The following is a 14,077-nucleotide window of genomic DNA, read 5'->3' as shown; positions in this document are numbered from 1 at the left end:
TCCCCTTGACGGCTGCATCGCTGCGTTCTACTTTCCTTCCATAAAGCAAAACATTAGTTCCACGATACGGAATTAACCCTCTCCGGCGCTGCGCTGGAGCTTGCCCGTGACAGGTCGACGCAGGAGTACTCGATGCCTCGAATGACAGCCGCCCGCGCCGCGGTGGAGATCCTCAAGCGGGAGGGTGTGGCCCACGCCTTCGGAGTGCCGGGTGCCGCGATCAACCCCTTCTACGCGGCGCTCAAGGGCGCGGGCGGGATCGATCACACGCTGGCGCGTCATGTCGAGGGCGCCTCGCACATGGCCGAGGGCTACACCCGGACCCGTCCGGGCAACATCGGCGTCTGCGTCGGTACCTCCGGCCCGGCCGGCACGGACATGATCACCGGCCTCTACTCCGCGATCGGTGACTCGATCCCGATTCTGTGCATCACCGGCCAGGCCCCCACCGCGGTGATCCAGAAGGAGGACTTCCAGGCCGTCGACATCGCCTCGATCGCCAAGCCGGTCACCAAGGCGGCCACCACGGTGATGGAGGCCGCGCAGGTCCCCGGCGTCTTCCAGCAGGCCTTCCACCTGATGCGCTCCGGACGCCCCGGGCCGGTCCTCATCGACCTGCCGATCGACGTCCAGCTGACCGAGATCGACTTCGACCCCGAGACATACGAGCCGCTGCCGGCCTTCAAGCCGGCCGCTACCCGCGCCCAGATCGAGAAGGCCCTCACGCTCCTGAACGCGTCGGAGCGCCCACTGATCGTCGCCGGTGGCGGCATCATCAACGCCGACGCCTCCGACCTGCTGGTGGAGTTCGCCGAGCTGACCGGCACACCGGTCGTTCCCACCCTGATGGGCTGGGGCATCCTCGCCGACGACCACGAGCTGAACGCCGGCATGGTCGGCCTGCAGACCTCGCACCGCTACGGCAACGCGAACTTCCTGGAGTCCGACTTCGTCCTCGGCATCGGCAACCGCTGGGCCAACCGCCACACCGGCAAGCTGGACGTCTACACCCAGGGCCGCACGTTCGTGCATGTCGACATCGAGCCGACCCAGATCGGCAAGATCTTCGCCCCGGACTACGGCATCGCCTCGGACGCCAGGGCCGCGCTGGAGCTGTTCGTCGAGGTGGCCAAGGAGCTCAAGGCCGCCGGCAAGCTGCCCGACCGCGGCGACTGGGCGGCCGCCACCCAGGAGCGCAAGGCCCAGCTGCAGCGCCGTACGCACTTCGACAACGTCCCGATGAAGCCGCAGCGCGTCTACGAGGAGATGAACAAGGCCTTCGGCCCGGAGACCCGCTACGTCACCACCATCGGCCTCTCCCAGATCGCCGGCGCGCAGATGCTGCACGTCTACAAGCCGCGCCACTGGATCAACTGCGGCCAGGCCGGCCCGCTCGGCTGGACCATCCCGGCCGCGCTGGGCGTCGCCACCGCCGACCCGGAGACGCCGGTCGTCGCGCTCTCCGGCGACTACGACTTCCAGTTCATGCTCGAAGAGCTGGCCGTCGGCGCCCAGCACAAGATCCCGTACATCCATGTCCTGGTGAACAACGCCTACTTGGGGCTGATCCGTCAGGCGCAGCGCAACCTCGACATCAACTTCCAGGTCAACCTGGAGTTCGAGAACATCAACTCGCCGGAGCTGGGCGTCTACGGCGTGGACCACGTCAAGGTCGCCGAGGGCCTGGGCTGCAAGGCCGTCCGGGTCACCGACCCGAGTCAGCTGGGCGCCTCCTTCGAGGAGGCCAAGAAGCTGGCCGCCGAGCACCGCGTCCCGGTCGTCGTCGAGGCCATCCTTGAGCGGATCACCAATATCTCGATGAGCGGTTCCGACATCGCCAGTGTCAACGAGTGGGAGGACATCGCGACCGAGCCCGGTCACGCGCCCACCGCGATCAAGCCGCTCAAGGTCTGACGCCGGACCGGCGCCGGACTCGATCCGGACGGAGTGCCGGGCGCGGTGTGCACCCCCGCGCCCGGTGCGCCGCCCCTCCCCTCACCCCCCCGGCGGCGCAGAAGTCCGGCGTCGACCTGCCCGCCGCCCTCGACGTCCTGGGCGGCGGACTGGCCGGCTCCACCGTCCTGGCCCGCAAGAAGGACAACTTCACCACCCGCGACTTCAAGCCCGGCTTCCGCATCGACCTGCACCACAAGGACATGGGCATCGTCACCGACGCCGCCCGCGCCGCCCTGCCCGTCGGCACCGTCGTCGCCCAACTCGTCGCCGCCCTCCGCGCCCAGGGCGACGGCGGCCTCGACCACTCCGCCCTCCTGCGCGGCGTCGAACGCCTCTCCGGACACACCACCGAAAGCTGAGTCCGACATCTGCTCGGGCGAGCGGCGGGCGACGGCGAGGGTGGCCCCGGAGTGATGACCATCACGTCTTGCGTGTGGAACGCCAGCCTGTTGTTCACCGTTCAAATGGGTGTGGGTGTTGATGCACCCCTCCCAAGCCGCCCCGGCCAGCGTCCCCCCGTCTGGCCGGGGCTTCCTCTTGCCGCTGCCGCCGACCGCCCTGTCCGGCAGGCGGCCTCGTACGGCACCGGGATCGGCCCGCTACGCCCCGGGCGCATCCAGCGGATTGGCGGAGATCCGCGCGGCGATGCCCTGGCGGACCGAGGCCGCGGCGGAACTGTCCGGTTTGCGCTCGGCCTGGTTCCGGAAGCACGCCAGGAACTCCTCGCCGAGGCCGAGCCGCGGATAGCGCGCCAGCACCTCGGTGCGCAGGCCGGCCGGCAGGGCGTCGGGACGCTGCCCCGAGATGTCCAATGAGGTGGAGAACACCAGCAGATGTGCCTCCGGATCCAGTGCCACCTCCACGGCGTCCCACATATGCCGGACGATCACTTCGGACGCCCGTACCCGCCGCTCCACCGGCCACCCGGCGCCCGCCCCGAACACCCACGCCACATGGCCACCCGCCTCCTCGAAGGGCACGGTGTGGCTGTCGAACTCCTTCACCAGCCCGATGTCGTGGAACATGGCCGACGCATAGAGGAGTTCCGGATCGAAGGCGATGTCGTGGGCCGAGGCATAGCCGGCCGCCCAGAGGTACGCCCGCACGGAATGGTTCAGCAGCGCGGGCGAGCAGTAGGCACTCGCCACCTCCAGCGCGGCACGGCAGGCACGGGTATCGGGAATCACAAGATCATCCATGGTCATGGCCGCGATTGTCGCGGACGGACCGGTCTCCGGTCGAGGTAACGGGCGGGCTTGCAGGCCGCGCGTCAAGCGCAGGCGCCGCCGATGGGCGGGCGCACCGCGGCGGCGGAGGATTGACGCTCACGGCGGCTGCCGAAATGCGCGAGCGCGGAGCCCAGCGCACGCTGGAGGCATGACCGAGCATCCGCCTGTCATCGTGCACCCGCCGACGCCGTCCGGCGGCCGACGGGTGACCGTGCGTGGGCAGATCGTCGGCCTGGCCCATGGCCGCGGCGATGTTGCCGAGTTCCTCCGCCGCGCGGGCGTCGCCGCCCCGGCCGGGGACATCGAGCTGGACGACCCCCGCCTCGTCGAATGGCGCGGTGGCTCGCTGGACGACTGGCCGATGCCACCGCCTTGAACGGCATTCCCACTCGCCGGTCGTAGCCGTGGCCATGCCGTAGTCGGGCCTGGTCCGCATTCGTAGCCGCCTCTCGGTGCCGCTGAGCAGGGGGATACGCTGACGGCCGACGATGGGCAGGCCGTCGGTGAGCTGACGGCAGGAGAGCGGGAGCACGGCGTGAGTGACGACGGGGACAGCGGGACCAGCGACGACGGCGGGTACTCGCCGCTGAGGGGTGGGTCGGGGAATTCTTCGGACTTGAATGTCCTGCGGAGGGCGATGCGCTGGGAGACCTTCGCGCTGGTCGCGTTCCTGGTGATCCTTGCGATAGTGGCGTCGTAGGGCCGGTTCGACGCGGCAGAATCCCTCAATTCGGGCAAATCGCCTAGGGGTCCACGCCGGACGATTCAGTCGGATGCCCGCACGAGACTTTCTCCCCGGGGCCTGTAAGCCTGAACTCCCGTACTGCTAAAGGCTGTTGTCTGCCGGACCGTCGGTGTGACGCACGCTCGGGCCGTTGGCCACCGCTCTGCTCGGCGGCCGTCGCTCGCGCCGCGTTCCCGAGGCAGATCCGCAGCTACGAGCCGGGGCCGCGAGCCGGTACCCGAGCCCGCACGCCCGTGCCTTGCCAAGACCGGTCGGCCCGCAGGACCGCCCGGCCCCACGGCGCCCCCACACCCCGAACGCTCCGTCCGATTTCCGCCAGCGCCGCCGCCTGACCTGCTGCACAGTGGACTCTGTGATGAACGAGGACAGCAGGTACGAGGCGGTGCGCAGCAGGGACGCCAGATTCGACGGCGCCTTCTTCTTCGCCGTGTCCACGACCGGGATCTACTGCCGGCCGAGCTGTCCCGCCACCACGCCCCGACGCCGGAATGTCGCCTTCTTCCCGACCTCAGCGGCCGCCCAGGGCTCCGGGTTTCGTGCCTGCCGGCGCTGCCGACCCGATGCGGTGCCCGGCTCGGCGGAGTGGAATGCCCGTGCCGATCTCGTCGGACGGGCGATGCGGCTGATCAGCGAGGGTGTGGTCGACCGGGAAGGCGTCTCGGGTCTGGCCGCCCGGCTCGGCTACAGCGCCCGGCAGGTCCAGCGCCAGCTGAACGCCGAGCTGGGCGCCGGCCCGGTCGCCCTGGCGCGGGCACAGCGTGCCCACACCGCCCGGGTCCTGCTGCAGACCACCGGACTGCAGGCGGCCGAGATCGCCTTCGCGGCGGGCTTCGCCAGCGTGCGGCAGTTCAACGACACCATCAAGGAGATCTACGCCCTCACCCCGAGCGAGCTGCGCGCCGCCCGCCCCGGCAAGGGAACGCGATTCGGACCGGTCGCGCCGCCCACCACCCCCGGGGTGCTGCCGCTGCGGCTGGCCTTCCGCGGGCCGTATGCGGCGCGGCAGCTCTTCGACCACCTCCAGCGGCGCGCGATCACCGGTGTCGAGGAGGTCGGCGGTGAGCCCGGCGCCCGTACCTACCGGCGCACCCTGCGGCTGCCGCACGGAACCGGGATCGCCGAGGTCGACGAGGCGGCCGGCGACGGCTGGCTGGACTGCCGGCTGCGCCTGACCGAGCTGCGGGACCTCACCACCGCGAGCCAGCGGGTGCGCCGCCTCTTCGATCTGGACGCCGATCCGTACGCGGTCGCCGAGCGGCTCGGTGCGGACCCTGAACTGGCGCGGCTGGTGGACGGCTGCCCCGGACTGCGCTCGCCGGGCGCTCCCGCCCCGGACGAGCTCGCCGTCCGTGCCGTACTCGGCCAGCAGGTCTCGGTCGCGGCCGGCCGTACGCTCGGCGGCGCCCTGGTCGCCGCCCACGGAGAACCGCTGCCCGAGCCGGCCGGAGCGCTCACCCACCTCTTCCCCCGCATCGACGACCTGGCGCAGGCCACCCTCACCGAGCTCGGGCTGCCCGAGGCACGGCGGGCGACCCTGCGTACCCTGAGCTCCGCACTCGCCGACGGCACGGTCGTCCTGGACGCCGGAGCCGACCGTGACGAGGCCGAACGCGCGCTCCTCGGGCTGCGCGGCATCGGCCCCTGGACCGCCGGATACATCCGGATGCGCGCCCTCGGGGACCCCGATGTCCTGCTGACCGGCGATGTGGCCGTACTGGCCGGCATGCGCCGGGCCGGAGCAGCGACGGCAGGTCTGAAGGAGCGGGCGCCGTCCTGGCGCCCCTGGCGCTCGTACGCGATGCACCACTTCTGGAACGCGCCGGCCACGGAGCCGGCGAGCCCCCGCCCCACCACCACGGAAAGCACCGGACCATGACGCTCTACACCACCCTCGACAGCCCGCTGGGCGAACTCCTGCTGGCGGGCGAGGAATCGGCCACCGCGCCGGGCGGCCTCGCGCTCGCCTCGCTGTCCGTGCCCGGACAGAAGGGCGGGGCGACCGTCCAGGACGGCTGGACATACGCCCCCGCCGCCTTCGCCGGCATCGCTCACCAGCTCCGCGCCTACTTCGACGGGAAGCTGACCCGCTTCGGCATCGCCTATGCCCCCGCCCGGGGCACGGACTTCCAGCGGCGGGTGTGGCAGGCGCTGGAGACCATCCCGTACGGCACCACCACCACGTACGGGAAGATCGCCGCCGACATCGGTGCGGCACGGGGCGCGGTGCGCGCCATCGGAACGGCGATCGGCGCGAACCCGCTGCTCGTCGTCCGGCCCTGCCACCGTGTGATCGCCGCGGACGGTTCCCTTTCGGGTTACGCGGGCGGGCCCGTACGCAAACGGCAGCTCCTCGACATCGAGGGCGCCCTGCCGGATGTCCTCTGAGCTGCCCGGCGTCGCCCGCGATCGCCGGGCGCCGCCCCGACCCACGCCCCATGGGAGCGCTCCATGACCACCACGACCACTACAACCACCACGGCCACTACAACCACCACGGCCACCAAGCGCCACGCCCGCCCCGCCACGCTCGCCCAGCGCGTCGCCGCCGCCGACTGGACGGCGCTGGCCGAGGAACTCAACACTGTGGGCTGCGCAGTGACCCCACGTCTGCTCAGCCCGGCCGACTGCCACGCCCTCAGCGCGCTGTACGACGAGCCGGCCTCGGCCCACGGCGCAGAATCCGGCAGCCGTGCCCGCTTCCGCTCGACCATCGACATGGCACGGCACCGTTTCGGCTCGGGCCAGTACCGCTACTTCGCCGACCCGCTCCCCGAACCGGTCCAGGCCCTGCGCGAGGCGTTCTACCCGCACCTGCTGAAGACCGCCCGCGACTGGGCGGACAAGCTCGGCAGACCGGCCCCCTGGCCGGACACCCTGGAGGAGTGGCTGACCCTGTGCCACGAAGCCGGGCAGACCAAGTCCGCGCAGATTCTGCTGCGTTACGGAGAGGGCGACTGGAACGCGCTGCACCGGGACATCTTCGGGGAGATGGTCTTCCCCCTCCAGGTGGTCATCGGCCTGGACGAGCAGGGCACCGACTACACCGGTGGGGAATTCCTCCTCGTCGAGCAGCGGCCGCGCGCCCAGTCCCGCGGCACCACCACCGTCCTGCCGCAGGGCCACGGACTGATCTTCACCACCCGCGACCGCCCCGTACGCTCCGCACGGGGCTGGTCGGCCGGCCCCGTACGCCACGGTGTGAGCACCGTCCGCTCCGGCCGGCGGCACTCCCTGGGCCTGGTCTTCCACGACGCCTGACGACGCCGTGGCCCGCGCCCGCCCAGGGCGGTGCCCGGCGGCGTCAGAGCATGGAGCCGCCGGTGACGTCGAACCGCTGGCCGGTGATCCAGCGGGAGTCGTCCGAGGCGAGGAAGGCGGCGACGTCGGCGATGTCCTGGGGCTTGCCGATCCGGTTGAACACGGAGAGGGAAGCCAGCGCGGCGTGCGCCTCAGGTGTCGCCCGCATCGCCGCGTTCATATCGGTCTCGATGAAGCCGGGGGCGATGGTGTTCACCGTGATGCCCCGCGCGCCGACATCCTTCGCCAGGGTGAGGGTGAAGGTGTCCACCGCGCCCTTGGAGACCCCGTAGGCGATGGTCGACGGGAACGCCGTACTCGTCACCGCCGACGAGACGTTGATGATGCGTCCGCCGCCCCTCATCCGGCGCAGACCGTGCTGGGCGATGAAGAACGGGGCCTTGGTGTTGACCGCGAGGGTGCGGTCGAAGTCCTCGGGTGTGACCTCGTCGATGTGCCCCGGAATGCTGATCGCCGCGTTGTTGACAAGGATGTCGAGACCGGGCTCGGCGCCGTACGCCCTCAGGCCGTCGTCGAACGCCGCGTAGAGGGCCTCGGCATCGCCGGGAACCCCCAGTTCCGCACCGACTATGAAGGCCCGGCCGCCCGCACTGATGATGCTCTCGGCCGCTTCCTTGGCCGCGGTGTCATTACTGCCGTAGTGGACGGCGACCAGCGCGCCGTCGGCGGCGAGGCGCTGCGCGATGCTCCTGCCGATACCCCGGCTGGATCCCGTCACCAGCGCGGTCTTTCCCTTGAGATCACTCATGTGGTCCGGCCTTTCACGTGCCTGTGGTGGGCATACCGCCCCCGGAGGACTGTCGGTTGGTGTGTGGTGGTGCCGCTGCACCGGGTCGGCTGCCCATGCCGCAAGAGCCGCTCCCGCACGGGCAGGTGGCCGCCCGGGACGGGCGCGGAGGCTCAGAAGAGTGCGCCGGCCAGGGGAGAACTGTGTGCCGTATGAGCGGGACGTCAGTCCCGTGGGTCCAGCGCGGTCAGCGTGGAGACGAAGACCGGATCGCCGTCCTGTAGGCCGGTCACCTGCACCGTGGTGGTGCAGGGCAGTGCTGACGGGACACGGTGGGCTTCGATCACACAGGGGGTGCCGTGCTCGGCGTACCGGCGGAAAACGGTGCCGAAGGCGTACGGGACGAAGGCATCGGGCGAGGTCAGGGCGCGTGCGGCCTGCTGCGCCGCGTCGAGCAGCACCATCCCGGGAATGTGATCGTTCGCCGGGTTCACCACCGCGGGGTGGCCTGGCGCGATGCGCAACAGCCAGCGGTCGGTCCGGCCGGTGGGGGAGAGCAGGACGTCGCTGTCCTTGGCGCTGCCGGTCAGCCGGGGTGGAACGGGGGCGGGAAGCGGGTCGAAAGTGCGCCGCGCGGTCAGCCGTTCGCCGCGGATCCGGCGGTAGACCGCGGGTGAGGTGACGGTGACGTCGGAGTGACCGGTCGCGACGATCCGGCCCCCCTTGCGAATGGTCATGTCGAAGTGGCCGCTGGTCATCATGCCGGACCGCCTGCGCATCCTGCTGCAGACGACGTCGATGGTCAGCGGAGTGGGCCCGCTGCCCACCGCGAGATGCTCGGGGTGTGTGGTGTACACGAGGTCGCCGAGGATGAAGTGGTGGCCGAGTGGTACGCCGAGCTCGGCGTGACAGAGCAGCAACCCGGCCTGGCGGATGGTCTCACCCGTGAGGATGAGATGGTGTCGGCCGCGGTTGGGGGTGAAATACCCGTGATCGTGCGGCCACTGGGCGGTCAGCGAGAAATGCGCGTCATCGAGCCGGCGCCATGAGGTGACCAGAATGTCGTCGGCGAGGGGGCGGTGTACGAACTCCCGAGTGACCTGGATGCTGCGGCGGCTCCGCGGTGTGGCGGCCCGGTCCCCGTCGAGGTGCAGCGGATGTGGAGACCTGGGTTGAAGAGTGCCGCTGACCTGCATCGTGTCGCTCATGACTGCCCCCAGGCGTCGCTACGGGTTGAGGTACATCGCTGATAAGATACGTACCATCCGGTTTTATTTTCAATGCCGGGCCTACGAAAAGGGGAAAGTGGCTGATCCAGCGGCGACTTGAGCTGTAGCTAACTGTTGCGGAACGTGGATACATCGAGAGACAGGAGGCGTCCTGTGGCACAACAGGACCGCGCGATTCGGACCCGGCGAGTGATCTTGGAGGCGGCCGCGTCGGTTTTCGACGAGCAAGGCTACGACCGCGCGACGATCGCCGAAGTCCTCGAGCGCGCCGGCGTGACGAAGGGCGCCTTGTACTTCCACTTCGCCTCCAAGGAGCAGTTGGCGCTCGCGGTGCTCGAGGAGCAGGTGGTCGATATCGCCGTGGAGCCGCAGAAGATCAAGCTGCAGGAATTCGTCGACTCGGGCCAGGTGCTGGCCTTCCGGCTGCGCAGCGATCCGATCCAGCGGGGTGCGGCACGACTGGCGGTCGAGCAGGGTTCCAACCATCTCGACCGCAAGCAGTCGATGCTGTCGTGGACCCGGTTCGTCGAGGGCTTGCTGAACGAGGCCCGGGACCGCGGCGAAATCCTGGAGAGCATCGTCGTGCGGGAGACCGCCGAGCTTTTCGTCGGCGCGTTCGCCGGGCTGCAGATGATGTCGCAGGCCCTGACCAACCAGGCCGACCTCAGTCGCAGGCTGACTGTCTTCTTTGAGCACACCCTTCCCAGCATTGCGGTGCCGGCCATCCTCGCCAAACTCAACCTGGACTCGGAGCGGGGCGCGCAACTCGATGCCGCCCTGCAGGGAAGGGTGTTGGCGAAGGCCGTGGCCGGCGCCGATGCCGGAGTGGCCGCGGGCTGAGCCCCCCCCCGGGCGGTGTGCAGCTCTCGGGCCGCGGGAGGCGGTGACATCTCGGCGCATTCAGGGCGCTCAAAACATACCGCGCGCGCGGTGTTGAACGCGGAAGTGTGTGCACCTCGTGTAAGAGTCGTGCAGGTCAGAGGCGTCGCGGAAGCGCCGCGCGCCGCTCGCCGTTGAGGTGACGGCAATGCGCGGGGTGCCGTGAGAGGTGTGGGCGGGAGCGGGGGGATCGGGTTCGAGCGGGATTGTCAGTGGTGTGCTGTTCACTGGATTCGGCGGGCTCGGAGGATCCGCGTTCAGGTAGAGCAGGGGAGGTCCGGTGCACAGGGCGGGGAAGAGTGCAGGGTGGGGCTGCGTGAGGCAGATCACGGATGTCGGGGCGAGAAGTCGAGCCGTGCGGAGGAATAGGGCGCCGGGGTAGAAGCGTTCGCCATGCACGTATCAGCCGTGCGCGGAGAACGCTCCACTCGTCAGCGGCCTGATCGTGCCGATGCCCGCAGACGCCACCACACTTCGACCGCTCCTTCGACGACGCCTTCACCGCCCTCGTGCTTTGACGCCCTTTGCGGTCCGACGACGCTCACGCCCCCAGGTACCCGTCGCCGGCCGCTCTGCTTCGCCCCCTGACGACCCCCACCCACCTCTGCCGCCCTGGAGGCCGCGCGTATGAACCGGACGACGACGGACCAGCTCCCCGGAAGGGCCGGGGGCACCCCAGTCGTGCCCCCGGTGTCCGACCCGGCTGTGGGTGGGCGGCGCAGATCCTCCGGCGGTATCGTCCCGGTCCTCGCCTTCTCCGGCATTGTCGTCGCGGTGATGCAGACGCTGCTCGTGCCGGTCATCAAGGACCTGCCGGTGCTGCTCAACACGACGCCCGGCAACGCCACTTGGGTCATGACGGCCACCCTCCTCGCCGGCGCCGTCTCGACTCCCATCATGGGGCGCCTCGGTGACCTGTACGGCAAGCGGCGGATGCTGCTGACCAGCCTCGCGGTCATGGTCGTCGGCTCGCTGATCTGCGGCTTCACCAGTGACCTGGTCACCATGATCGTGGGCCGGGCGCTGCAGGGCTTCGCCATGGGCGCGATTCCGCTCGGCATAGGCATCATGCGCGACGAGCTGCCGCGCGAACGGCTCGGCTCGGCCATGGGTCTGATGAGCTCATCGATCGGCGTCGGCGGCGGGCTCGCACTGCCGGCCGCGGCACTGGTCGCCCAACACGCCGACTGGCACACCCTGTTCTTCGGTGCCGCCGGGCTCGGCGTGCTGTCGATGCTGCTCACCCTACTCGTCGTACCGGAGACCGCGGTACGGGCCCAGGGGCGGTTCGATGTGGCGGGGGCCATCGGGCTGTCGGCCGGTCTGGTGGCCCTGCTGCTGCCCCTCACCAAGGGCAGCGACTGGGGCTGGGGTTCGCCGACCACCCTCGTACTCTTCGGTGTTGCGGTGCTGATCCTGGTGCTGTGGGGCGTGATGGAGCTGCGTCTCGCCGATCCGCTGGTCGACCTGCGGACCACCGCACGCCGTGAGGTGCTGCTGACCAACCTCGCATCGATCACGGTCGGTGTGGCGTTCTATGCGATCTCCCTGGTGCTGCCGCAGCTGCTGCAACTGCCCACGTCGACCGGCTACGGGCTGGGTCAGTCGATGGTGGTGGCCGGGCTGTGCATGGCGCCGCTGGGCCTGACGATGATGTTCGTCGCGCCGCTGTACGCGCGGATCGCCGCGCGGCACGGCCCCAAGGTCTCGCTGCTGCTCGGCATGCTGGTCATCGCGATCGGCTACGGTGCGGGCATCGGCCTGATGAATGCCGCCTGGCAGACCGTCATCATCGCGGTGGTCGTGGGCGCCGGCATAGGCCTGGCCTACTCCTCGCTGCCGGCACTGATCATCGGTGCTGTCGACGCCTCGGAGACCGGCGCGGCCAACGGTCTGAACACCCTGATGCGTTCCATCGGCACCTCGGTGTCCAGTGCGGTGATCGGCATGGTGCTGGCCCATATGTCCAAGAGCGTGGGACCGGTCACGGTGCCCACGATGGCCGGCTTCCGGGTCTCCTTCCTCATCGCCACGGCCGCGGTCCTCATCGGCGTCGCCCTGGCATGCTTCCTGCCGTCACAGCGGAAGGTGTCTCGCCCGACCCCGGTCGCGCAGAGCACCGACGGAGCGGCGGCGGACGCAGCCGACACCGACGGTGCGCGGGGTACGGCGCGGCCGGCGGCGGAGCCCGCCGCGCCGATCGCCGCCACCCTGCCCGCACCTGCTGACCCGCCGGCCCTTGCTGCCCCGTCCGCAGCGGCTGCAGCAGCCGAACTGGCTGGACCGTCCCAACTGACTGAATCCGTCGGTCAGTTGGTCCCGCTGGTGAAGCCGGCGCCGTCCTGGGCGCAGCCGGTCGCCGAACGGTACACGGCCCCCTCCCGGCCCGCCCCCGACGGGATGACTGCCGGTGTCGGTGCCGGTGACAGTGCCGATGCCGACGCCGCCGGCTTCCGGGGCCGGGTGGCGGACACCTCCGGCAGCCCGGTACCCGGCGCAAGCATCACCCTGATCGACCGGCAGGGCCGCCAGGCCGGCGTCACCACGGCTGACGCCGATGGCCGCTACGCACTCGACGCCCCCTCGGCCGGCACCTACGTCCTCACGGGCGCCGCGCCCGGCCACGCCCCGTACGCGGCCTCCGCCACGTATCACGGCAAGGGCGGTTCGACCCGGGTCGACCTGATCCTCGCACCCACCGGCCGACTGGGCGGCACCTTGCTCGGCGGCGCCGAAGGCACCCCGCTGGTCGGCGGGAGCATCGTCGTCACCGATGCCGAAGGCGTCGTGGTGACCCGTACGACCTCCGGTGCCGAGGGGAATTGGCACGTCCCCCAACTACCGCCAGGCCACTACACCCTGGTCCTCAGCGCCGTAGGTCATCAGCCGCAAGCCCGGGCCATGGAGCTGTCCGGCGGCACACCGGAACGGCAGGACGCCCGCCTCCAGCCGACGGCTGCTGTCCGCGGCACCGTACGGGGCCCGGGCGGCCGACCACTCGCCGATGCCGCCGTGACCCTCGTCGAGGACGGTACGGTCGCCGGACACACCGTCACCGGACCGGACGGCGCCTTCGCCTTCTCCGACCTGGCGGGCCTGCACTACACCCTCACCGCGGCCGGCTACCCGCCGCACTCCGCCCCGATATCCCTCACCGCCGGCGCCAGTGAAACCCTCGATCTGGAGCTCGCCCAGCAATCGACAGCCGCCGGCTGAGCTGCTCCGGCCCACCAGGCACCACAGTCAGCTGCCCGCTGCCCGCTGCCCGCTGCCCGCTGCTGGTTCCGGTTCGCTGCGTGGTGCTGGAGGGGCCCCATGGCCCGGAGGGGGAAAGTCATGGAACTTCGAGGCGTCGGGCCGCCCCCCCCGGCGCTCAGTGCCCGGCCCCCGGCGCCCAGTGCCCGGTCCCCGGCGCTCGCTCCCAGGTGCCTGCCCCCCCGGCCCCCCTCAGCCCTGATACTCCGTCAGGTCGATGCTGTGCACCGTCAGTGCATGGCCGTACTCCGGATGTGTCGCCTCGCGTTCGAAGGCCATGCCGAGCTTGCGTACGACGTTCTGTGAGGACTCATGGCCGAGCCGGTTGATGGCGATGACGCGGTCCAGGCCGCGGTCCTGGAGGGCGAACTCCAGCACCGCCTGGGCGGCTTCGGAGGCGTAGCCCTGGCCCCAGTACTGCCGGCCGAGGCGCCAGCTGATCGCGATCTCGTGCCGGGCCTCCGGCAGGAACTCGGGGACGGACAGGCCGGCGCATCCGGCCAGTTCGCCCGAGGCGAGCAGTTCGACGGCGAAGAGGCCGAAGCCCTCGTCGTCCCACTCCTCCTCCCACCTTTCGATTTCCTCGGCGGTGCCGTCCAGGCCGAGGGTGGAGCCGTCGCCGATCCAGCGCATGACGAGCGGGTCCGCGTTGATGTCCGCCATGGGGGCGAGGTCGTCGTCGGTCCAGCGGCGGAGGATGAGGCGGGGGGTGCGGATCTCGGTCATGCCTCCCATCCTG

General features: G+C 70.5%; 12 protein-coding genes and 1 pseudogene. 9 read left to right on the top strand and 4 right to left on the bottom strand.

Going from position 1 to position 14,077, the window contains the following annotated elements:
• The first annotated feature begins 132 nt into the window (after nucleotides 1-132).
• Nucleotides 133-1,914 (top strand): glyoxylate carboligase, encoded by a 1,782-nt coding sequence (gene gcl / locus SLV14N_RS03300; RefSeq protein ID WP_263267949.1) that lies wholly within the window; start codon nucleotides 133-135, stop codon nucleotides 1,912-1,914.
• A gap of 98 nt (nucleotides 1,915-2,012) precedes the next feature.
• Nucleotides 2,013-2,315, top strand: a pseudogene (locus SLV14N_RS03295) (NAD-binding protein); the annotation flags it as partial.
• A gap of 240 nt (nucleotides 2,316-2,555) precedes the next feature.
• On the opposite strand, the gene SLV14N_RS03290 reads toward SLV14N_RS03295, so the two are convergent.
• Nucleotides 2,556-3,161, bottom strand: coding sequence for an HD domain-containing protein (locus SLV14N_RS03290; protein ID WP_263267947.1), 606 nt, complete (start codon nucleotides 3,159-3,161; stop codon nucleotides 2,556-2,558).
• Between the two features lie 172 nt (nucleotides 3,162-3,333).
• On the opposite strand from SLV14N_RS03290, the gene SLV14N_RS03285 reads away from it, so the two are divergent.
• The 5 genes from SLV14N_RS03285 to SLV14N_RS03265 all read left to right on the top strand — a co-directional run bounded on the left by SLV14N_RS03285 (nucleotide 3,334) and on the right by SLV14N_RS03265 (nucleotide 7,188).
• Nucleotides 3,334-3,561, top strand: a complete 228-nt coding sequence (locus SLV14N_RS03285) for a hypothetical protein (RefSeq protein ID WP_208679644.1) — start codon at nucleotides 3,334-3,336, stop codon at nucleotides 3,559-3,561.
• 159 nt (nucleotides 3,562-3,720) lie between these two features.
• The gene (locus SLV14N_RS03280; protein ID WP_208679643.1) at nucleotides 3,721-3,885 is read left to right on the top strand and encodes a hypothetical protein; all 165 of its coding nucleotides are present in this window, start codon (nucleotides 3,721-3,723) and stop codon (nucleotides 3,883-3,885) included.
• 400 nt (nucleotides 3,886-4,285) lie between these two features.
• A complete protein-coding gene (locus SLV14N_RS03275) occupies nucleotides 4,286-5,806 on the top strand; it encodes an AlkA N-terminal domain-containing protein (RefSeq protein ID WP_208679642.1) in 1,521 nt (506 codons plus the stop codon).
• Nucleotides 5,803-6,315 carry a methylated-DNA--[protein]-cysteine S-methyltransferase gene (locus tag SLV14N_RS03270; protein ID WP_263267944.1) on the top strand — a complete coding sequence of 171 codons (513 nt, stop codon included), beginning with the start codon at nucleotides 5,803-5,805 and terminating at the stop codon, nucleotides 6,313-6,315. Before SLV14N_RS03275 ends, SLV14N_RS03270 begins: the two co-directional genes overlap by 4 nt.
• Nucleotides 6,316-6,378: 63 nt before the next feature.
• The gene (locus SLV14N_RS03265) at nucleotides 6,379-7,188 is read left to right on the top strand and encodes a 2OG-Fe(II) oxygenase (RefSeq protein ID WP_263267943.1); all 810 of its coding nucleotides are present in this window, start codon (nucleotides 6,379-6,381) and stop codon (nucleotides 7,186-7,188) included.
• Between the two features lie 43 nt (nucleotides 7,189-7,231).
• On the opposite strand, the gene SLV14N_RS03260 is transcribed toward SLV14N_RS03265, so the two are convergent.
• Together SLV14N_RS03260 and SLV14N_RS03255 are read right to left on the bottom strand one after the other, a co-directional pair.
• Complete coding sequence (locus SLV14N_RS03260; RefSeq protein WP_208679639.1) at nucleotides 7,232-7,996, bottom strand: SDR family oxidoreductase; 765 nt, start codon at nucleotides 7,994-7,996, stop codon at nucleotides 7,232-7,234.
• Nucleotides 7,997-8,199: 203 nt separating this feature from the next.
• Nucleotides 8,200-9,183, bottom strand: coding sequence for a ScbA/BarX family gamma-butyrolactone biosynthesis protein (locus SLV14N_RS03255; protein WP_263267942.1), 984 nt, complete (start codon nucleotides 9,181-9,183; stop codon nucleotides 8,200-8,202).
• A 174-nt stretch (nucleotides 9,184-9,357) separates the two neighbouring features.
• Between SLV14N_RS03255 and SLV14N_RS03250 the strand changes: the two genes are divergently transcribed.
• Entirely contained in the window at nucleotides 9,358-10,044 is a 687-nt protein-coding gene (locus SLV14N_RS03250; RefSeq protein WP_208679637.1) for a ScbR family autoregulator-binding transcription factor, read from the top strand.
• Nucleotides 10,045-10,710: 666 nt separating this feature from the next.
• On the top strand, nucleotides 10,711-13,299 hold the full coding sequence (locus tag SLV14N_RS38750) for an MFS transporter (protein ID WP_263267940.1): 2,589 nt from the start codon (nucleotides 10,711-10,713) through the stop codon (nucleotides 13,297-13,299).
• 231 nt (nucleotides 13,300-13,530) lie between these two features.
• Here the strand turns inward: SLV14N_RS38750 and SLV14N_RS03240 are convergent, their stop codons facing one another.
• Nucleotides 13,531-14,064 carry a GNAT family N-acetyltransferase gene (locus SLV14N_RS03240; protein WP_263267939.1) on the bottom strand — a complete coding sequence of 178 codons (534 nt, stop codon included), beginning with the start codon at nucleotides 14,062-14,064 and terminating at the stop codon, nucleotides 13,531-13,533.
• Between the last annotated feature and the right edge of the window lie 13 nt (nucleotides 14,065-14,077).

It is taken from the genome of Streptomyces sp. Je 1-4 4N24, assembly GCF_026239515.1.
Classification (GTDB): Bacteria; Actinomycetota; Actinomycetes; order Streptomycetales; family Streptomycetaceae; genus Streptomyces; species Streptomyces nigrescens.
This window is presented reverse-complemented; position numbering and strand designations above follow the sequence as displayed.